Raw genomic sequence first — 21,459 nt, forward strand, 5'->3', positions numbered from 1 at the left:
CATCATTCTAGTATTGTAAATATCATTGGAAATTCTTATCGAACATCACAGGCATTATCCAGGATTGATGAAAGTCAAAATTAGCAAACTTGTACATTCTTATACGGACATTATCGTGCATTTCTATATTGACATTAATACCCAAAAAGTCAATTTTTCCTGTCCAAGCCCCAAAGGAACTTTTGGTAAAGGTGACTTAGTTAAAGTCGCCTCTGTCAGAATAGATATGACATTTATATGGTGTGACTTTGCCTTTGAGATCTCAATATGAAAGCAAAGGAAGTTTTTAGCTGAAGCTAAACCGTAAATTTAAATTGAATAGATGCTTTTTCAATTATAAATTTATTAACTAACAACGAAAAAAACTGCCGGGGTAGGCAGTTTTTTAAATTACAATCATTTATTAAAGGGGGACAAATGAGAAGTTCCGTAGTTCGTTGGTCGTAGGTTGTAGTTCGGAAGGTCAAAAGACTTTCAATAGCTTTTGGGGTCAGGCCCCGAAAAATTGACAAAACATGTGGAGAAAACAGGTCGTAATTACCAAATAAGCTCGATGAAAAAAACGATTGTTTTTACAAACGTAAGTATTTGCAATGGTTTGGAAGAGTGGTTGGTTAAAATTTGCTGGAAATAAAAATTAAAGGGGTGTCCCCAAAAAGTCAAATTTTACTGTCCAAGCCCCAAAGGATTTTTCTAGAGTTGAGAAAATGATTTGAATATCGTGGGTAAAAAAACGTTTTTTTTACTTATGTTTTCTTGACCTAGGTAATGATTACTCATATAATGTAAATGTGAGTAAAAAATATGAAAATTTACTCGAAAGGATGATGATATGAGTAATTTATTACCACTACCACCCAAAAACAAAGATGGACTTGTTAATCTTGAAACAGTGGATGTTTTGAAAGCTCTTGCAAAAGCACATCGAAATCTTGCTGAATTAAAAGGTTATGCAGATGTTGTTCCAAATAAGAATATATTAATTAATGCACTGACACTGAATGAATCAAAAGATAGTTCTGCAATAGAAAATATTATTACAACTCATGATGAATTATTTGATGCCCTATCTAATGAGAGACGATTAGTAGGTGCAGCAAAAGAAGTGCTTAATTATAAAGAAGCAATATGGCGTGGATTTGAATTGATAAAAGAGTATGGATTTCTTTCTACAAATATGATAATTGAAATTCAAGAAATTATTGAAGAGAATAAAGCTGGTATTAGAAAACAGTCTGGAACTGTTTTGATGAATGAACAAACTGGTGAAATTGTATACCGTCCTCCTGAAACACAAGATGAAATATATCATCTGCTTACTAATTTAGAAAATTACATGAATGATACAGAAAGTGATATAGACCCTTTGATAAAATTGGCAGTCATTCATTATCAGTTTGAGAGCATACATCCCTTTTACGATGGTAATGGAAGAACTGGTAGAATTATAAATATTTTGTACCTAGTCATGAATGATTTATTAGATACACCTATTTTATATTTGAGCAAGTATATTATGGAACATAGACAGGAATATTATAGACATTTACAAGATGTAGGAGCAAAAGGAGCTTGGATAGACTGGATAATATATGTTTTGAAAGGTGTTTCTGAGATGGCATCATTTTCATTAAAACAGCTTAGGGAGATCAATGAGTTAGTAGAAAGAACAACTAGTGAGATAAGTCAAAAACTTCCTAAAATTTACTCAAAAGAGTTAGTAGATGTAATATTCAGTGAATTCTATACGAGAATCAGTAATGTAGAAAAATACCTAGGTGTAACTAGAAAGACAGCATCTAATTACTTGGTAAAATTGACGGAGTTAGGTTTTTTAGAAATGGAAACTAGGGGACGAGAAAAAATTTATATCAATAGAAGATTGATCGATATTGTTAAGAATTAAGTAATCATATATTTAGCTAAAGTGATTAATATAAGGAAATATAGATTTGTCAGGTCTCACATGACCTATAAAAATTAATAAATGCTAACGAAAAAACTGCCTAACCCTAAGGCAGTTTTTTTAGTTACAATAACGGGATAATGTAATTAAAGTGGGAATAATACTAAGAGGTCTGTCTCCCAAAAGTCAATTTTTCCTGTCCAAGCCCCAAAGGAAATTTTTTATTCGTATGAAAAAAGTATTATTACAAGACTTTATTCCTATGAAAAAAAGTATATTTTCAACACATTATTCCTATGAAAAAAGTCGATTTTGTGTAGAAAAAATGTATTTGATTCATTTTCAATTATAGATTTGATAAATATATATGCTTTTAGCTGAAGCTAAACCATAAATTCAAATTGAATAAGTACATTTACACAATTAAAAATTTATTAGCTTAAATGCAAGAATGAGGGACCTGACCCCAAAAGTACATAAAAAATGACCCTAGCTAAAGTCGCCCACGTCATAATAGATATGACCTTCATATGGAGTGATTTCGCCTTTGAGATCTGAAAGCAAAGGAAGTTTTTAGCTGAAGCTAAACCGTAAATTTAAATTGAATAGATTCTTTTTCAATTATAAGTTTACTAACTAACGAAACGAAAAAAACTGCCGGGGTAGGCAGTTTTTTATTTACAATCATTTATTAAAGGGGGACAAATGATTTTTAGTTTTTGGTTCTGAGTGAGATTTTGGGAATCTCAATTTAGTTATTGTTGGCTTTTTTTTATCGTTTTAATTTGTTTGTTATTTGCTATTTGCTATAAATATATATTAAGGGATAACCATGAACAGATTGTGAACTGTTCGTAAGCGTTGTGTAAAGAAATCATGAAAATAAAATGTATTCCTAGTTTTTGTATTCATATGTGATGATTTGTATATCAATTAGAAGAAATTTCCGGATTTTCAAATTGATATTGGGATTAAAGATATATATAATTATATGTATAAGGGAAAAATAGGTTTAATTGGAATGTGCAAGTTTTGTTAGGGTATGAATTATCTGAGTTGAGTGTGAATTATGTTTAAAGATTTGTTCGGTTTAAAGAGAATTAAAAGTTAGAATGAAGATAAATTATTTTATTAGTAGTGATAATAAGAACTAAGCAAATGACAGGAAAAAAACTAGGAGTTGCATCGGTGTGCTTTAACTCTGATGTACACGAAATGATTTTTTTAGATGAAGCACCAATACTGGTAAGTAAATTACATGAACTATTTGAAGATAAGTATATTATAAAAGAAAATCATGATAAGGCTATAGCATTTAATGAACTTGCTTTGGCGGAACAGTATAGAGAAAGTTTGCTTATAAGAACATTGAGAATGGTGCTTATATAATAATAAATATGGAGGTGATAGAATATGAAATCAAAGTATTTGTTGGGGAGAGGTTTTTTACCTAAGGAGTTGATTCCTCCTTTTACGACAAAAGGATTAGAAGTACATTACGATGATATATTATCAAAATGCAACTCATATAAGTATAAGGGAAACGCTAAAAGTATTAATTTAACAGTACCAAGATTAAGAACTTCAAGAAGAAGGTTAGCTATTCCGAATCCATATTTTCAATATGAATTATGCAATGTAATTGAAAAAAAATGGAGTGAAATACATAGTATATTAGAAAGTTCAAAAGACTCATTAAGTAAACCTATAATCAATAGAGGTTTAAGAAAAAGATTTCTAGATAAAAAAAGTGCATATTCAGAAATAGCGATAAGAAAGATATTGAATTCGGTTTCTTATAAGTATATGGTTTATGCGGATGTATCAAGATTTCATGGTACCATATACACGCATAGTATACCTTGGGCGATACATGGTAAAAGTGATTCGAAAAAAGATAATTCTGATAATCTATTTGGAAATACTCTAGATAAATTTATAAGAAAATCACAAGATGGTCAAACTTTAGGAATACCTAATGGTCCAGATACATCATTCTTAATATCAGAGTTAATCGCATCAAGAATTGATGATGACATTAAAAGCAGATTGAGCAAGAGTATTAAAAGTTTCAGATATGTTGATGATTATTACTTTTTTTGTAAGACTTTGAGTGAAACAGAAGCAATCATTTCACAGTTGACAAAGGCGTTATCAGAATACGAATTAGAGTTAAATCCTGATAAAACTAAAGTAGTCGAACTACCGATTGAGTTTGAACCTGATTGGGTATCTGATTTAAGGTTATATAAATTTAGTAGTAATCAGTATAAACAAAGGGTAGATATAGTTAATTATTTTAGTAAAGTTTTTTCATATTCAAAAGAATATGAAAATGATTTTGTAATAAAATATGCGATTACGAGGATAAAAAATAAAAAATTCCAAAAAGAGAATTGGAAAATATATGAGAGTCTTTTGTTACAGTCAGTTTTGTCGGAACCAAGTGTAATAGAAGTTGTATTAGAGATATTCTTAAAATACCAAAATGAAGGATACGATATACGTAAAAATATTATTAAGAATACTCTGTATACGATATTTGATAATAATATTATTCATAATAATACATATGAATTATTATGGTCTTAATGGTTAGCAAAAAGTTTGAAGATAAAAATTAATAAGGAGTATATTAAACAGTTAGTGGAGTTAGATGATCCTTTAGTAGCATTGGTTTTAATAGATTTAAAGAAAAGTAGTTTGATAAGTAGTAACATTGATATGTCTTTGTGGGATAAACATGAAAATTTTGAAAGTCTTTTTAGTGAGCATTGGATGTACTCATATGAGGCATATGTCAATGGTGAAGTATCTACATCTGAAAAATATATCAATAAGTCCAATTTTTTTAAAGCGTTAGAAACATATAGCGTTAGATTTTATGATTCTTCTTTACAGATAGAAATTGAACCTTTTGAAAGCTTAGAAGATGAATTCAATATAAAAGTAGCTAAAGCGATTAACGAGATAAAAGCTAAACTTAAAGTAATTCAAGAGAAAGGTGTAAATTCTGAAAAAATTGAGACTATTAAAGAGTTAGTTGAAGATTTAAGTTTTGATGAAAATCTAACATTGGGGAATGTAGGCTATTTTTAATTTATCTGTGAATGCATTTAAGGAATGTGTTGTGATTAATTAGATAAGGTGTAAATAATGTATATTGCGTCTTGAGGATTAGAGGTGAGTGTTTAAATGACAATAAAAGATATAATAATTGCAATGAACACTTCAGAAAGATTATTCATTAATGAGTATGAGATTAATATATTGTTTTTGGATGAACTAACGGAAACTATCGAAGTTAAGTATTTATACTTTGATAAGACTGAATATGTTACTAAATCATCTATAAATAATTATCCAATAAATAAGATTTCATTTAGATTAAATGAGTATTTAATAATGAATTTAGGGAGATAAGTAAATGTATAAAATTGATATAGGGGAATTCGATGGTCGTTCATGGGAAGAATTAATACAAAGATGCTTAAAAGATAAGTATGAAGAAGAATACTATCAAATGATGCCTAATGTTGTTCATGGTGATCATGGAATTGAAGGCTTAACTGTTAAAACAGGTAAAGTTTTTCAATGTTACTGTCCAGATAGCCAGTGTGAAACTAAAGAATTAACTCAAAATCAACAAACTAAGATTAATAAGGACTTAAAGAAGTTAGAAAAATATAAAGTGGGACTTGAAGAAGTTTTAGGTAAACAGAAAATTTCTGAATGGCATTTTATAACACCAGAGTATAAAGATAAGAGTTTGATTAAATATTGTAGGAAGAAAGAAGAAGAATTTAGGGCTAAAAATTTGTCGCATTTAGATAAAAATTTCACAGTGTTGATAAAAGATTATCGAGATTTTGCAGTAGAGTTAGAGAGACAAATATTCCTAATGAAAAACAAAATTGATATTTCGATTTCAAATCCCGATCGAGCTGATTGGGATAAATGTGAATCTGAACATATAAAGAACTTAAAAAGAAAACTGAACTCACTTTTAGATACTAAAGATTTGTCAGAAGAAGAACAACAAAAAAGGGTAAAAAAAATAATGGATAATTATATAATGTTTTATCAACGAGGTATTAAAGTGATGAATATTTTGGAATTTAGCTATTCCTCACAGTTTGATAAACTGAATAGGATTAAGAATAGCCAAGGTGAAAATATTGCTATGGAAAGTTTGATGACTACTTTGTCTAAAGATAAACTGTTCAAAAAAGCTAATGAAGATCTTGAAAAAGCTTTAAATGAAGGTCTTGGAGATTATTTTGAAATAACAAGTTTAGAGCAATTAAGTAAAAGAATTATTGCTGAATGGTTAATGTATTGTCCGTTAGATTTTGGAGATTAAAATGGTTGAAAATAAATATGATATTACACAATATATAAAGAAATTGAACTTTACTTCAAGACCTATTCATATAAGTCATAAATATCGAATTATATATAATATTTCAAGATTGATTCTAATACTTGGTGGTGCTTCTCAGAAAACGGGAAGTTCAATTTTGAAACTTCAAATACTCTCTGATGCACTAGATAACGAAGAGCATTTTGAAAGAATTATATGGTTATTAGAAAATAATGGTTCTGGTTTTATTAGAAATTGGTCGTATAATCCTCTATTAAGTAGGGCTGTTAGCTATAGTAATGCGGAAGGGTTAACGGGATATAGTTCTACTGGGAAAATAGTTTTAACTAGTTTAGGGAATGATTTTTTTAAAGAAATCATGAATGATGAAAATTTATTAATTTATGAAAAATCACAAATAGGAAAAATACAAAAGAAACTTTCCGATAATAAACTTCTGCAAATAATAGATAATAGGAGTATTTAATGATTAAGATTAATGAGATTTATATAAGGATAAATACTGAAGATGAAAAATTAGAGTTTAGAGATCAGTTTAACAAAGGTCTAAATATTGTAACTTCATATATAAATACGAAGGGTAAAAGTACAATAGGTGAAGCAATTTTGTTTAACTTGGGTTTAGAAGAAATTCTTGGTAATAAAAATGAAAGAGCTATCAAGCCTGTTCTAAGGTCAATTATTAAAGTAAATGATGTTGATAAAGTGGTATTACAATCAGACATATATTTAGAAATTGAAAATGGCAACAATAAAGTGATAACTATATTAAGAAGTCCCAATAATAATAGTCGAAATGTGAAATTAGTTTCTGTATACGAAAATACATTAGATGAAGTACTTAAAGGAAATTGCAAGTTTAATGATTATTTTGTACATGATGGAGGTGCAGCTAAAAATGTTCGAGGGTTTCACCACTATTTAAATGATTTTGCTGAGTATAACATTCCAAATGTAGCAACATATGATGGTAGAGAAGTACCACTATACATACAGACAATAGCATCGTGTTTTTACGTTGAACAGAAAAAAGGTTGGATGAATATTCTTGCTACGATGCCAACTATTTATAGAATTAAAGATTCAAAAAAAAGAGTATTGGAATATGTATTAAATCTATCAGTATTGGAAACTGAAAAACAATACTACTTTGCAGAAGAAAAAGTTAAAGAAAATGAAAGAGAGTGGGAACAAACCATTAGATCTATTATATCAAGAGTTAAGAGGATTAAAGGTTTCATAATTAGTGGATTAAAAGAAAAACCTTATTTAATACAGGATAATGAGAAACCTATTATAAGCTATAGCGGCGATGATGAAAATATTGGTGTAGAAGAGTTATTAAGAAAAATAGATGTAGATATTTCTGGACTAAATAATTTATCCGAGCCAATAATTGAAAATCAAAGTAATGCAATGAACAGAGAATTAAATGAGTTAGGAAATCTTTTAAATAAATTTTCTGATGAACTTGATAACTCAAGAATAAATCTAGCTTTTGAAGAGGATCAACTTACAGCGATAATTAATAGATTGGATATAATAAAAATTGATTTATCCGAAAATCGTGATTTAAGAAAGATATTAAAAATGGGGTCTCTTGAAAAGAGTGGCTTAGTTAAATCGAGTTGCCCAACTTGTGGTCAAAATATAGATGATACACTATTTGAACAAGACAGCAATATTAAAGTCATGACTATTGATGAATCCATTAAACACTTAGAGAATGAAAAGAAGATGTTAGAATTTTCTTATAAGGCCCAAAATGAAAAAGTGAAATCTTATTTAGCACTGGAAAGCCAATTACAAGAACGAACGGAAGTTATATCTTCGAGAATACGCTTAGTGAAATCAGATCTAATTTCAAATAACAAGGCTATTTCTAAAAGTCATATTAATAAAATTGTGAGATTAGAAATAGAAAAAGAGCAAATAAAAGATCTGTTGAAAGATGTAGATGAAATGTGGAACCAATTGATTTGTATTGGTAAGAATTGGTCAAAGAATAAATTAAATTTAGATAAGTTACCAAAAGACTTTATCTGCAATAAAGATAGAGAAACCTTAGGTAAATTGCGTAAAGAATTTATAAAACTATTGACTATGTTTAAGTTTGAATCAATTTCAGTAGATAATATAGATATAGATTTCAACAGTTATATGCCAATTGTTAATGGATTTGAATATACTGGTGGGAAGTCGTTTGATTTACATTCTGATTCATCGGCAAGTGATACAATAAGAATTATGTGGGCATATTTGGTAGCGTTACACAGGGTTGCTAATATTTCGGGTAATAATTTGGGATTCTTTGTTCTTGATGAACCAGCACAACAAAATGCTGATATCAGTAGTGCGAAAGTACTTTTAAATGAGTTGAAAGATTTGAGCTGTGATGAGCAAATATTTGTATTTTATAAAAGAGAACACAACGATAGTTTGTTAGATGAGTTAGAGAAAAACTCATATAAACATATTCATTCTGATGAATACTTAATTAAATAAGCTAATAGAAAACATATGGTGAGCTATTAAGTATTTGTGATTTTAGATAAACTTGCTCGTTGTGAGTCTCTATAAATTTCAGATATTTATAATTTAATACTTAAAATAACCGAGATAGTTTGAATGAATATCAATATTTTGACTATCTCTTTTTTGTTTTTGAAAATTATCTATATATTCAAACCAAAATAATTCCCCAAGAATTATACCCACCAATAGGGAAGAAAAGTTGAAAGTAAGGGCGTATCTGGTGACAGATAGGTCTGAAGGAAGCTGATGACGGTTGAAGGAACGGAACGAAAGTGAACCGAAATTGGTATGTATGACGGATAACTCTAAACTAGATGAGAAAGTCCAGTACATTGGCTTAGTCATATATATTGAAACGGTCGTTTCCCAACAGGCGGAACAACTTAACCTTGGAAGTACTGTATCTGAAGCTGTAGGTTATATATCAAGATAAACGCTGTGTTTCCTAAATCCATATACTGCTGCTTGCGGCGGGAAAGTCTCCAAAAGGTGTGGATGTACTAGTAGGCATTAGTATACTATCAGCTAGGTTTAACTATAGGGATAGTAGAATGGTTGAATCAGTTTAAATGATAAGTCAGATTTTATAATAGGGATGGATTTTATTTTTAAGGTGATATTATACATTTGATGGATATGTTGTATAATGTATGTAGAATGTTATAACAATTTGTAAGGGGGTTAAGAAAATGTTTTACGATTACATATACCTTGATATGGATAGAATTTCTACATATGCTACAAAACTAGGTATGAGAAAGCCTAATTCAAGTAAAATGATGGAACGAACTACGAATAGTACTGAGAATTCTTATACAGAAGGAACAACCTCTGGTACACAAGAGGTTTTAAAGGAATACAGAGATGTTGAAACAAATGAAACATACTTTGAGGATTTTGAAAAGAAACTAGAAAATTTAAAGTCTCAAGGATATTTTGTTGATTTGACAGATAATGTGGACGAAGAAGTTGAAATTAAGAGTATTAAGAAGCAATCAATAGTGAAGTTTGAATCAGAACTGTTAATACCAGAAGAATTTGGACAAGCTGACTTTATTAAAACTGTTCTCCAAAATCCATATGGCAATAATGTAATCTGGGATAGTATAGATGATGCTGATGATGTTCCAAAAGAATTTTTGAATGGACTTATTAGTGAAGACCGAAATGTACCTTTATTTTTTGAAGTTGAGGATTATAAATTCTATTCATCTATAAAGGGGAATAAGCTGTGCAATGTTAGTTACTCTGAATTTGAGGAAAATGTTGGTGAAGAAGTGACAGTACTTGCAAAAGTCGAAAAGGTGGACAATATAGATAAAGAGATTTTGCTTTATGATATTTACAAAGATTTATTGAATATGAATAGAGCAATGAGAAGAGGAATGGCTGATGGTAAAAGTGGTGGAATTCCAGAGAAAATCACGATTAATGGAAAGGGTATTAAGCTAGTGATACTTGCAGTATATAAATAAACATAAGGAGAAAACTATGGAATATATTAAGCTATTTAAGGACTTAATTGAAGAAATTTCTAATTTGGCGTATCGTAATGATACTGAGAAGGATAGAGTTGAAAGAAAAACAACTTTATATATTCAAAAGTGTTTTGGAAGCGATAGTGGTTATATAAAAGATGTAGAGATGATTGAATTTTATAGTTGGGACTTTGACAATGAGCAAAGTCAAAGAGAAGCATGGAAAGAGGGGAAGGGAAAGCTTATTAACCTTATCAATATAATGATAGAAGATATAGAGCTATCCAATTTGTCTGAGCAAACTAACAGCTCTGATGTAAAAGAAGGTGAAATTATGTATAACAAAGTATTTATAATACATGGACATGACGATGCTTTAAAGCAAGAAATTGCAAGATTTATTGAGAAAATCGGCTTAGAAGCGGTTATTTTACATGAGCAGGCAAATAAAGGGCGTACAATAATTGAAAAATTTGAAAGCTATTCCGATGTGGGATTTGCAGTTGCATTATTGACATCTGATGATAAGATAGTAAAGGTTAATGATGAAGGGGAGGAAATTTCATATTTTAGAGCTAGACAAAATGTAATTTTTGAAATGGGATTCTTTATTGGTGCACTAGGAAGAGAAAGAGTATTTCCTCTCGTAAAAGGAGATAAGATTGAGATACCATCGGATTATAGTGGTGTTGTATATACCAAGTATGATGGTGGGGGTTGGAAGCTTGACTTGCTAAAGGAGTTAAAAGCTGTAGGATATAATTGTGATGCTAATAAGGCGTTTTAAATAGGATATCGCCGCAAGTAACTACAACCTACACTCCACACATGTGGAGACGGTATTTATATTAATTTAAACCAAAATAATTCCCCAAGAATTATACCCTTGGACGATATTCCTAGGGAATAACTTTAGACGATAAAAAAGAAAATCGACTTTTTATCTTTAGACTTTCTGAAACAGAAAACTAGACATTCAGCCTCTTTGAGGCAAATACTAGACGACCCTTGAAGCTCTTTTTCAAGGGTCAAATAAGTTTTCTAGGAAACTTTTTTCAAAAAAACCTTTGACTTAGAGTTAACTCTAACTGTTACTATGGGTACATAAGATATATTAAATTTAAATCGGAGGTTATGAATATGAAAAAGTTAGTTGTTATTACTGGTGCTAGTTCGGGATTTGGTATGGAGTTGGCTAAGGAGTTTTCTAAGGATGGTTATCCCCTTCTTCTTTTAGCTAGAAGGGTTGAGAAGATGGAGGCTCTTGGTCTTGATGATACTATGTGTCGTAGGGTTGATGTTACTGATAAGGATGCTTTTGAGGCTGCTGTTAGGGAAGCTGAGGCTGTTTATGGTAAGGCTGATCTTATTGTTAATAATGCTGGTGTGATGCTTCTTGGTAATATTGAGTCTCAGGATCCTGTTGAGTGGAAGAAGATGCTTGATGTTAATGTTATGGGTGTTATGAATGGTATGCAGATTGTTATGAATGATATGAAGGAGAGAAAGCATGGTACTATTATCAATCTTTCTTCTATTGCTGGTATTCAGCCTTTTGCTAACCATGGTGCATACTGTGCCAGTAAGTTTGGTGTGACTGGTCTTACTAGGGTTGCTCGTATGGAAATGTCTCCTCACAATGTAAGGGTTCTTTCTATTAATCCTGGTGCTGTTACTACTGAGCTTCTTGGTCACACTACTGATCAGGGTATCATTGATGGATACAATCAGTGGAAAGAGGATGTTGGTGCTGTAAATATCACTGCTAAGGATGTTGCTACTACTATCAAGTTTGCTTATGAGCTTCCACAGTCTGTTTCTTTGAGGGAGATTGTTATTACTGATACTATGCAGGATGCTTAAGATTGGGACTGTTTTTCAGTCTGCCTAAGGTGGCCTAATGCTATGTTAATCGCGCCTAAGGCATTGCTTGGCAATTTAGCCTAAGGTTGTTTAAGTAAAATTTATATTATAGACTGTAATTAAAATTACAGTCTATTTTATTATGGAGGTGTATTAATGTCATACTTGATTAAGGATGTTGTGAAAATTACGGGGATTACTTCCCATACTCTTAGATATTATGAGAAGGAGGGGATTTTGCCTCCGATTGATAGGGATAGTGGTGGTAGGCGTGTTTATTCTGATGAAAATCTTACTTGGCTTGATATTGTTACTTGTCTGAAGGCTACTAAGATGCCTGTTGCTCAGATAAAGGAGATTGTACGTCTTAGTATTATTGGTGATGAGACTATTGAGGAAAGAAAGGTGATTCTTAAGAATCATAGACTTGAGATGGTTAGGCAACTTGATGAACTTAAGAACAGTATTAAAAAGATTGATAAGAAAATTGCCTTTTACGAGGGTGAAGACAAATGTTAAATTATGCCTTGCTTTTTTTGTAAAGAGGAGTATAATCTTCTTTATTAGGTTAACATAATAAAGTTTGCACTAGTGCAAGGAGGTAGAATTATGAGTAAATTATTAGAATATCTTGGAGAAAATAGAATGGGTCAACTGGCTACTATCAATGATGGTAAGCCTAATCAGAGACCTTTTATGTTTCAGTTTTATAAGGGTGGGAAAGTATTTTTTACGACTGCAAATACGAAATCTGTTTATAAAGAGTTAGAGAAATCACCTGTTGCTAGTTTTATTGTTTGGGGTTCAGACAATAGATGGGTAAGGATTTCTGGTGATGTTGAGTTTGTTAGCGATCTTGCTGTTAAGGAAGATGCTTTAAATAGAGAGGCATTCTTAAAGGATATGTACAAGTCTGCTGACAATCCTATTTTTGAAGTATTCTACATTACTAATGGATCGATGACTTTCCATGAGTTCCAGGGTCAGGTTATTGAGACTATAGAGCTTTAGGGTTAATAAAATATATACTAATAGGAAACCTTGCTTAGCAAGCTTAATTTAAGTTTGTCTAGGCAAGGTTTTTCTAGTAAGAAATAATGTTTTCTCCTATTTATTTATCTTTCCTCCTATTTTGTGTACAATAATAGGAGAAAAAGCGATAGAAGATATAGTTTTGATAGAAAATCAAATAGAGTAGGGAGAGTTTGTTATATGAAGTTTTATCCGATAAGGAAGATGATTAATAGGATTCTTTTGATATTTTTAATTGCTATAGTTTTTACTGGGGGTAATCCTAGGGGTATCAGGCATTTGATTGATAATAGTATGCTTATAGTAATTGCAATATCCATAGTGATTTCACTGAGGAATTATTGTATAAGTGTTGATGATAGTGGTATCAAGCTTATGGGTGTCACGGGCACAAAATATTTTCAGACAGGAACGGTAAAAAGTATGAAGATGGTTACTAGTGGATACGGAAAATATAAGCGTACTTATCTTTATGTGACGGGCTTAGATGGGGAAGTGAAGTATAATACTAGCCACTATAATAATCAGATTTTGAAGGAATGTTTTGAAAGTTATTGTAGGACTTATGGTGCGGAGTTTGACGACTCTCAGCTGAGATATTTTTATAAGGAATTAATCTAATTATTAAGGAGAATAGATATTGTGAGTAAAGTTGGGATTACTACTACTATTAGAGTTACTGATGAGATAATGGAAAAGGCCATGAATATATCTAGAAGTCTTGATACTGACTACTATCCCAGAAATAAGATGGGTATAGCTAAGCTCCTAAGGAGATATGATTTGGACTATGTCCTGATTGTTGAAAGTGATAGATTGACCCTAAGGGGGTCAGAGGATGGTTTCTACTGGCATCCCAACACTGCAAAACTAAAGCTAAGGGCTCTAAAAAGGGGCGAAATAATTCCTATGATAAGGGCTATGGGTATTTCTGAAGGCGACAGTTTATTGGACTGTACCTTGGGAATTGCGGGAGACTCTATCGTTGCATCATCGGTCCTTGGAGATAAGGGAAAAATAGTAGGTCTTGAAGCAGACAAATATTTATCTTTTCTGACAAGGGAAGGTTTAAAGAACTATAGTGAAGTCGATGCAGAAACTAAGGGATATATGGAAAGAATAGAGGTAGTAAATGAGCGCTATGAAAACTATTTAAAAGATCTAGATGACAATAGTTTTGATGTAGTATACATGGATCCCATGTTTGTAAATCCCAATGAAAAATCCAGCGCAATAAGTAGCCTAAGCACTTTTGCAGACCATAGTCCACTTACTATGGAAAGTCTTGATGAGGCTAAGAGGGTGGCTAGAAAAAGGGTAGTGGTCAAGCTTAGGTATGGAAGTGAAGATTTTGTTAGACTTGATCTAGAAGAATATATAGGTAAAAGTAGGTTAGGAGCTCTAGTTTTTGGAGTTTTCAGGTGTAATAAAAATAGTTAGGATGATGAAATGTTTAGGAAGTATTTTATAAGATATAAAGATAAACCAGGAGAAAAGAAAAAGTATGAAGAAATTAAGTTTGATGCTTTGAAGGAATCGATGAAGTATTTTGAATCAACTGAGTCATCTGTAGATGATATTACCTGGGATGATTTAAATATGGACAAAGTATATACAAAAATGAATTATACCCTGACTACTCCGGGTGAGGAGTATCTTTATAACTGGTTGAGGAATCCTCTGGATAATGATGCTTCTATTGAGCAAAGAAAAAAACTTCTGGATGATGTTAAAGAGTATGAAGGCCAGGGTTTAGAAGGAATCGGATATTGTGATTATGATTTTAAAGATGTTGTAAAAAACGGCTTTAAATCAAGTTTTGCTATGTTAAGCGTATTTGCTCTTTTGGCACTTTCCAGTGTGGCTTTGATTGTATATTCAGCTATAATAAAGGAATTGACTTTGCTACCTGTTTTAGGCGCCTTGTTTTTAGTCAATCTTCTGATTCATTATAAGTTTTCTCTTAAGTATGGGGCTCAAATGGATATATTGATATATACTTTGAAAATACTTTCTTACAGTAGTAAGAATAAAAAGACTCTAAAGAAAATAATGCCCAAGCTTGTTTTATCGGTAGAGGCCTTTGATGAGTCTTTTGTAAGTGTTATGAATAAAGTTGTGTCACTTTTCAAAAAAGAAGGAATGGATTTGATTGCGGATTATATCAATATTACTTTTCTCATTAAGGAAATCAACTTTCTTATTGTTTCCATGAAAATTGATAGAAGGAGACAAGAGCTGTTTAATGTCTATGATGGTATAGGAAAAATAGATGCATGTAGAAGCATTTTAAGATATAGAAAAGATTTGAAGTATTATAGTGAGCCTGAATTTATATCTGGCAGAAATGAGATGAGTCTTGAAGAGGTTTATCATCCACTGATTGAAGATTTTGTATCTAATTCCATAGGGGCAAAAGAATCTGTAGCAATAACAGGTTCTAATATGAGTGGGAAGTCAACTTTTCTTAGGACATTAGGTATAAATGCATTGTTTTCCCAGAGTATTATCACTTCACTTTCAAAGAGTTATTCAGGAGAATTTTGCAGGCTGATTACTTCAATAAGCTTAAGTGATAATATCATGAATAATAAAAGTTTCTTCTTGATGGAGGCTGAGGCCATTAAGAGAATGATTTCTTATAAGGATGATGATTACCCATCCCTTGTACTTATCGATGAGATATTTAAGGGTACGAATCCGACAGAGAGACTGGCAGCATCTGTAGAAATACTTAACCTTCTTGCAATGAGTAATGTTAAGGTGTTTGTTGCGACCCATGATCTGCCTATTCTGAAGGATCTAGATATGTATGAGTTTTATTACTTTAAAGAAAATGTCACTGATGAATCTTTGAGTTTTGATTATAAAATTCATAAGGGAATATCAAATACAAGAAATGCTATTAAGATACTTAAATATGTAAAGTATCCCGAGAGTTTATTAAATAATATTAATGGTAGAATTTCTACTATGGAGGTATAAAAAAAGCTTGGTTTTGCCAAGTTTTTTTGCCTAAGGTTGCCTAAAGCTACTTTGATCACGCCTAATTTTTGCTTTGCAATAGCCTAAGGTTGTGAAAAAAATCAAAAGCTTTAGAAGAATATCTTTCTAAAGCTTTTGTTATTTAAGAATATTAGGCCACCTTAGGCTATGTTAGGCTATTTTAGGCGAGTGTAGTGATTTTCTATACTCAGGGAATAAGGCGAATGCCTTTCCCTTAATATACACTATTCATAAACACATTCTCCATAAAGAACAAACTAATATAAGTAAGTATCAGTGAAATGGTTGGGGTGAATATCCAGCCGGCTGATATTTTTTTTAGTTTGCTGAAGTTGATGTTTTTGTCTCCTTTTCCTAGACCTATTCCTATTACTGCTCCTACTACTGCTTGGGATGATGATACTGGAACTAGTGGTATTGGTGGTATTCCAAGGCTTATGAATAGGTTTTGAAGTGATACTGATGCGAATATAAATAGTACGAAGGAACTTGAAAATACTACTATTAGTGCTGTTGCTGGTGATAGTTTGTAGATACTGTTTCCTACGGTCATCATTACTTTTTTAGAGTAGGTGAATACTCCTACTGCTATTGCTACTGAACCTAGGAAGAAGAGTATCTGGATGTTGTTTACTGTAAATAGTCCAAGGTCTATTGATGGCAATTGTATAGAGTTTGTGAATACCCCCATAACATTGGCTATATTGTTTGCTCCTAGTGAATAGGCACCGAAGGCTCCTACTACTAGTAGACCTGTTCTAATATAGTAGTGTCTCATGAATATATTTGTTTTTAGTTGTTCAGTTCTGTTTTTAAATATCTTATAAAATATAATAGAAAAAAGTGCTGATAGTACGGGACATAAAACCCATGTAAGTACAATCTTTGATAATGTAGACATACTTGTTGGGTTTGATGAGTATATGTTCCAACCTATAATGGAACCAACTATGGCCTGGGATGTTGATACTGGTAGTCCGTATCTTGTCATCCAGAAAACTGTTAGTGCAGATGCTAGGGCCACTATAAATGCTCCTGAAAGACTGGTGATTGCACCTAGTTTTCCAAGGGTGTGACTTGCTCCAGACCCACTGGCTACGGCTCCTATTACTACAAAGATAGACATAATAACTGCAGCTGTTTTGAATTTTATTACCTTGGCTCCTACTGCGGTTCCGAATACATTTGCAGCATCATTGGCACCAAGGGACCATCCTAAGAAAAGACCACTGGCTATATAAATAATACTGGTATCCATAAAATCACCTAAATCTCTCTCTTAATAGTGAAAATAGTCAGTTTGTCACCGATTATTTCAGCTTCGTCCGCTATCCCTGCAATTTTGTTTACAAACTCTTTTAGCTGCATTTTTTCAGCCAAGTCTTTGCAGTTGTCACCATTGAAAATCTTGTCTTCGATTTTGTCTTCTATGATGTCTGTTTCATGCTCGTAGAATTTGACCTTGCTTGTGTGGGCAGAAACAAGATGGACCTCGTTGAAAAATGCCCTGGCCGCAAGAAGGAGTGAATCTGCAGCTTCAAGTGAGCTGCTTACAAGTGCGTTTAGATCTTTATGTAGTTCCTCTGGGAATCTTGGTTTTTGGATTCCAAAGTCCTTTGATATTTCTTCAAGGGCATCGATGACATCATCAAGACTCTTGATTAGAGAAAGTACATCGGCTCTAGTGTCTGGAAGAAGCATAAATTTATATAGATTTATTTTTATCTCTGTTTCCAGATTGTCAGCTTCACTTTCTAAATCACAAACTCTTTTCATGGTATCTTTAAAAGTATCCATATCCCCACTTAAGTAGGCATTGATTTCCTTTTCAAATAAAATCATTCCTTCAGAAATAGTATCAAGGAATTTTTCTATTTTCATATTTAGTTCTATTGATTTCTTAAATATTCTGTTCATAGGCACCTCCTAATAGACTATATATACCCCGGGGGCTATTTATTTCAATCATTATATGTATTTAAATATGCTATTTAATCTATAAAATAAAAAGGTTTCAAAATTTTAACTAAAGATGATATTTATTTAAACCTTTTCTGTGACAAAAGGAGTATAATTATCCATGTTGTAATAAAGCTTGGGAGGAATAAAGTAATGAAAAAATCAATAATTGTAGCAGGGATATGTACAGCATTATTATTTACAGGATGCGGAGCGGATGCTAAAGAAAAAGAAAATCCAGTAAATGAGGAGAAACAAATAGTAGTCGTTGAAAATGCAGATGACCTAGAGAAAACAGAGGAAGAAAAAACAGTGGATGAAAAGAATAATAGGGTATTCTGGAACACTGAATTTCCTGAAGGGATAGAAATAGTATCATCAGAAAAGGAAAAAAACGAGGCTCTTGAGAAATTAATTATAGAAGAGTTTGAAATTCCTGAAGATATGCTAGAAAATACTAGATACTACTACAACTATGTAGACCTTAATAATGACGGAAAAGAAGAAATCTTTGTTGTTGTAATGGGCATGTACACAAGCGGTACAGGTGGAGACTCAGCTCTTATAGTTTATCCAGTAGAAGATAAGTTACATGTAAACCAAAGATTCACACTTATACAAGAACCAATAATCATCAGTGACACAATGACAAACGGAGCAAAAGAAATCATAGTATACAGAGCAGGTGGAGGAGCAGAAGGAGAATTTGTTGCCCTTACTTGCCAAGACGGAGAGTATGATTCAGTTAATGACGGTATTGTGATTGATGATATTAGCAATGTAAAGGGAAGAGCTATAATTGCCAATGATATTCTTAAGGATATGGAGAATGGTGATGTGTTGACTCTGGAGAGTAAATAAATATTATATTGAAGTAAGCCGCCTGGATTTTTAGCTGGGTGGTTTTTTTTGCGCATTTTGGCGCAAAAGGTGGTTGGTTGTTGGGTGGCTGGGAATTTGGGGAAGAGGGGAATCGCACAAGTTATGTGCTAGGGGAAGCAGTTTGCTTTTGCAAACTTGGGGGAAAGGGAAGGGATTTGTGACATGAGGGGTAAGTGACTTCTTCTGGGTTAAACTACTTTGTAGGTGGGTCATCTCCTTTTTGAGAAAAGCAGTTGGTAGGGGTTATTAATGTCAATATAGAAATGCACGATAATGTCCGTATAAGAATGTACAAGTTTGCTAATTTTGACTTTCATCAATCCTGGATAATGCCTGTGATGTTCGATAAGAATTTCCAATGATATTTACAATACTAGAATGATGAACTAATCTATCAAGAATAGCACTAGCAATCATGTTATCAACGAAAATTTCTGACCAATCAGATAAGTTGATGTTACTGGTGATAATAGTACTTTTCTTTTCATATCGTTTATCAATAAGTTGGAAAAACATTTTTGCTTCTTGCTCACCAATGGGTAAATAACCTATTTCATCTATAATTAACAATCTATATTTTGCAAAATGTTTAATTCTTTGATCAAGTTTATTTTCTAGGTGAGCTTTTTTTAATTGACTGATAAGATCATGACACTTTATAAAATATGTGCTTACTCTTTTTTTCGCTGCAGCTATACCTATTGATGTAGCCAAATGTGTCTTACCAACACCACTATTCCCAATGAGTAAAATATTATTATTATTTTCTAAAAATCTCAGAGATGTGAAGTCTAAAAATTGACTTTTATTAATCTTAGGCTGAAAGTTAAAATCATAATCTGATAATTCCTTCAAGTATGGAAAACCAGCTACTTTAATCATGGCATTTGTTGCATTAAAATTTTTAACTTCAATCTCTTTCTCAGTAAGTTCATAGAGTGCGTCAGTTACACTTATACTACCGTCATTAATTTTGTCCACATAGTCACCTAAATGGATTTTTATTTGACTAAGTTTCAATTTGTCTAAATTCTCTTGTAGCTTTAGATATCTGCTCATTAAATTTCTCCAACTCCTTTAGATTCTCCAGTGCTTGTAATTGAATGTTTTTCTTATTATTAAATGTTTCAGAATGAAGTTGTATACTATGAGATTCTAAGTAATTTGTTGTATTAAATTTAGATATCGGATGAATTGAAACGATATTTCTGTTATCATATATATACAACCTATTATCTATTTCTTTAATAGATAAATATTTGTTGATAAAGCAAGATGGTACTGAGTATTTAGCTTGGTGGTGAGAGATTAAGCTATTTTTATTTACTTTTAACATCTTCGTCTTTATCTTGTATCTAGAGCATATTTTATCCGGTGGTAGGGATAATAGATGCTCTTTTTCTTTTTCTAAAACAAAGATAGGTGGAAGATTTGTTGCCTGGCAAACTCTAAGATTTGCTTCATTTACTAGCATAGAAATTTTTTCGTGTAGATCCATATAATCTTTCAATAAACCATTATAGTTCATGATTTCATCTACTAACCTCATAGGACTTTCTACTTTTGCTTTAGTTTGTGGCCTATATGACATGCATGGTTTAATATTAAATCCATAATCATTGGACATAGCTTGTAACTCAATATTTATTTTTCCTAAATCATTCTTAGTTCTTGCATTATCCATAATTGATTTAGCATTATCTACATAAATTTCTTTGGGAACACCTCCTACTAACTCAAATGTTCTTGCTAAAAAATCCATTACACAGGATCTACTTCTATTTGGATAAATAGTCCATACTTTAAATCTCGATGCTGATAATACAAAGCAAGCGACATCAAAACTTATTTTTTCACCATTCTTAAATGTAAATTTAATATCCTCTTTCCAATCAAACTGTCCTTGATATCCAAATGGTTTTTCGCTTTTTATTGACTTATTTATTACTTTACCTTCGAAATATTCTTTGAACTTTTCATGTTTTAAGATGTACCTAGAAAATGTATTTTGTTTACATTCTAAGCCATGCTCTCTTACAAGGTATCTATACAAATGAGATTTATAATAAAACTTTTGTTTGTTTTCTACACTTAAAAGAGTTTCTATCAAGTCATAGTAATCATCAATTTTCGATTTCTTATTTCTCCGAGTAGTTTTTTCATAACCTTCATAATATTTTTTGATAGTTCTTCGATCAGCTCCTAGTTGTCTTCCTAATTCACTAAAGTTTGGTGCCTCCAATTTATTTGCCTCCACATAAATTCTAATTTTTGATATATCCTCTAATCTTTTTATTTCATACTTAGTTATTATATTCTGCACATCTTTCACCTCAGCAAAAGTATAATACTAATGTACGATTATGTACATTCTTATACGGACAACTTAGGTCATTTTTATCTTAGCATTTATA

The 21,459-nt window shown here is 31.6% G+C and carries 22 protein-coding genes; 18 read left to right on the forward strand and 4 right to left on the reverse strand.

Annotated features, from left to right (window positions below):
* Window positions 1–832: 832 nt before the first annotated feature.
* The 17 genes from N4A40_06975 to N4A40_07055 all read left to right on the forward strand — a co-directional run bounded on the left by N4A40_06975 (window position 833) and on the right by N4A40_07055 (window position 16,183).
* Window positions 833–1,906, forward strand: a complete 1,074-nt coding sequence (locus tag N4A40_06975; GenBank protein MCT4661590.1) for a Fic family protein — start codon at window positions 833–835, stop codon at window positions 1,904–1,906.
* A 1,137-nt stretch (window positions 1,907–3,043) separates the two neighbouring features.
* A complete protein-coding gene (locus N4A40_06980; GenBank protein MCT4661591.1) occupies window positions 3,044–3,295 on the forward strand; it encodes a hypothetical protein in 252 nt (83 codons plus the stop codon).
* A 24-nt stretch (window positions 3,296–3,319) separates the two neighbouring features.
* The gene (locus tag N4A40_06985) at window positions 3,320–4,498 is read left to right on the forward strand and encodes an RNA-directed DNA polymerase (protein MCT4661592.1); all 1,179 of its coding nucleotides are present in this window, start codon (window positions 3,320–3,322) and stop codon (window positions 4,496–4,498) included.
* 15 nt (window positions 4,499–4,513) lie between these two features.
* Window positions 4,514–5,005 carry a hypothetical protein gene (locus tag N4A40_06990; protein ID MCT4661593.1) on the forward strand — a complete coding sequence of 164 codons (492 nt, stop codon included), beginning with the start codon at window positions 4,514–4,516 and terminating at the stop codon, window positions 5,003–5,005.
* Window positions 5,006–5,128: 123 nt separating this feature from the next.
* Entirely contained in the window at window positions 5,129–5,329 is a 201-nt protein-coding gene (locus N4A40_06995; GenBank protein ID MCT4661594.1) for a hypothetical protein, read from the forward strand.
* 4 nt (window positions 5,330–5,333) lie between these two features.
* On the forward strand, window positions 5,334–6,269 hold the full coding sequence (locus N4A40_07000; GenBank protein MCT4661595.1) for a hypothetical protein: 936 nt from the start codon (window positions 5,334–5,336) through the stop codon (window positions 6,267–6,269).
* 1 nt (window position 6,270) lies between these two features.
* Window positions 6,271–6,756, forward strand: a complete 486-nt coding sequence (locus N4A40_07005) for a hypothetical protein (protein ID MCT4661596.1) — start codon at window positions 6,271–6,273, stop codon at window positions 6,754–6,756.
* Window positions 6,756–8,795, forward strand: a complete 2,040-nt coding sequence (locus N4A40_07010) for a hypothetical protein (GenBank protein ID MCT4661597.1) — start codon at window positions 6,756–6,758, stop codon at window positions 8,793–8,795. The genes N4A40_07005 and N4A40_07010 overlap by 1 nt, the downstream gene beginning before the upstream one ends.
* A 283-nt stretch (window positions 8,796–9,078) precedes the next feature.
* The gene (locus N4A40_07015; GenBank protein MCT4661598.1) at window positions 9,079–9,258 is read left to right on the forward strand and encodes a hypothetical protein; all 180 of its coding nucleotides are present in this window, start codon (window positions 9,079–9,081) and stop codon (window positions 9,256–9,258) included.
* A gap of 256 nt (window positions 9,259–9,514) precedes the next feature.
* Window positions 9,515–10,300, forward strand: a complete 786-nt coding sequence (locus tag N4A40_07020; GenBank protein ID MCT4661599.1) for a hypothetical protein — start codon at window positions 9,515–9,517, stop codon at window positions 10,298–10,300.
* Window positions 10,301–10,316: 16 nt separating this feature from the next.
* A complete protein-coding gene (locus tag N4A40_07025; protein MCT4661600.1) occupies window positions 10,317–11,090 on the forward strand; it encodes a nucleotide-binding protein in 774 nt (257 codons plus the stop codon).
* A 353-nt stretch (window positions 11,091–11,443) separates the two neighbouring features.
* Window positions 11,444–12,166: an SDR family oxidoreductase gene (locus N4A40_07030; GenBank protein ID MCT4661601.1), complete on the forward strand. Its 723-nt coding sequence runs from the start codon at window positions 11,444–11,446 to the stop codon at window positions 12,164–12,166.
* 156 nt (window positions 12,167–12,322) lie between these two features.
* A complete protein-coding gene (locus N4A40_07035) occupies window positions 12,323–12,685 on the forward strand; it encodes a MerR family transcriptional regulator (GenBank protein ID MCT4661602.1) in 363 nt (120 codons plus the stop codon).
* A 90-nt stretch (window positions 12,686–12,775) separates the two neighbouring features.
* Window positions 12,776–13,177 (forward strand): pyridoxamine 5'-phosphate oxidase family protein, encoded by a 402-nt coding sequence (locus N4A40_07040; protein ID MCT4661603.1) that lies wholly within the window; start codon window positions 12,776–12,778, stop codon window positions 13,175–13,177.
* A 225-nt stretch (window positions 13,178–13,402) separates the two neighbouring features.
* Complete coding sequence (locus tag N4A40_07045; GenBank protein MCT4661604.1) at window positions 13,403–13,819, forward strand: hypothetical protein; 417 nt, start codon at window positions 13,403–13,405, stop codon at window positions 13,817–13,819.
* Between the two features lie 21 nt (window positions 13,820–13,840).
* A complete protein-coding gene (locus tag N4A40_07050; protein MCT4661605.1) occupies window positions 13,841–14,638 on the forward strand; it encodes a class I SAM-dependent methyltransferase in 798 nt (265 codons plus the stop codon).
* Window positions 14,639–14,647: 9 nt separating this feature from the next.
* Window positions 14,648–16,183 (forward strand): hypothetical protein, encoded by a 1,536-nt coding sequence (locus N4A40_07055; GenBank protein MCT4661606.1) that lies wholly within the window; start codon window positions 14,648–14,650, stop codon window positions 16,181–16,183.
* 235 nt (window positions 16,184–16,418) lie between these two features.
* Here N4A40_07055 and N4A40_07060 read toward each other — a convergent pair whose 3' ends face one another.
* Window positions 16,419–17,462 (reverse strand): inorganic phosphate transporter, encoded by a 1,044-nt coding sequence (locus N4A40_07060; GenBank protein MCT4661607.1) that lies wholly within the window; start codon window positions 17,460–17,462, stop codon window positions 16,419–16,421.
* A gap of 8 nt (window positions 17,463–17,470) precedes the next feature.
* Window positions 17,471–18,121, reverse strand: coding sequence for a TIGR00153 family protein (locus N4A40_07065; GenBank protein MCT4661608.1), 651 nt, complete (start codon window positions 18,119–18,121; stop codon window positions 17,471–17,473).
* A 195-nt stretch (window positions 18,122–18,316) separates the two neighbouring features.
* Between N4A40_07065 and N4A40_07070 the strand changes: the two genes are divergently transcribed.
* Window positions 18,317–19,024 (forward strand): hypothetical protein, encoded by a 708-nt coding sequence (locus tag N4A40_07070; GenBank protein ID MCT4661609.1) that lies wholly within the window; start codon window positions 18,317–18,319, stop codon window positions 19,022–19,024.
* A gap of 321 nt (window positions 19,025–19,345) precedes the next feature.
* Here N4A40_07070 and istB read toward each other — a convergent pair whose 3' ends face one another.
* Together istB and istA are read right to left on the reverse strand one after the other, a co-directional pair.
* On the reverse strand, window positions 19,346–20,104 hold the full coding sequence (istB, locus tag N4A40_07075; GenBank protein MCT4661610.1) for an IS21-like element helper ATPase IstB: 759 nt from the start codon (window positions 20,102–20,104) through the stop codon (window positions 19,346–19,348).
* Window positions 20,055–21,368, reverse strand: a complete 1,314-nt coding sequence (gene istA, locus N4A40_07080) for an IS21 family transposase (GenBank protein ID MCT4661611.1) — start codon at window positions 21,366–21,368, stop codon at window positions 20,055–20,057. Before istA ends, istB begins: the two co-directional genes overlap by 50 nt.
* Window positions 21,369–21,459 lie beyond the last annotated feature (91 nt).

Source organism: Tissierellales bacterium (assembly GCA_025210965.1).
Taxonomy (GTDB): Bacteria; Bacillota; Clostridia; order Tissierellales; family JAOAQY01; genus JAOAQY01.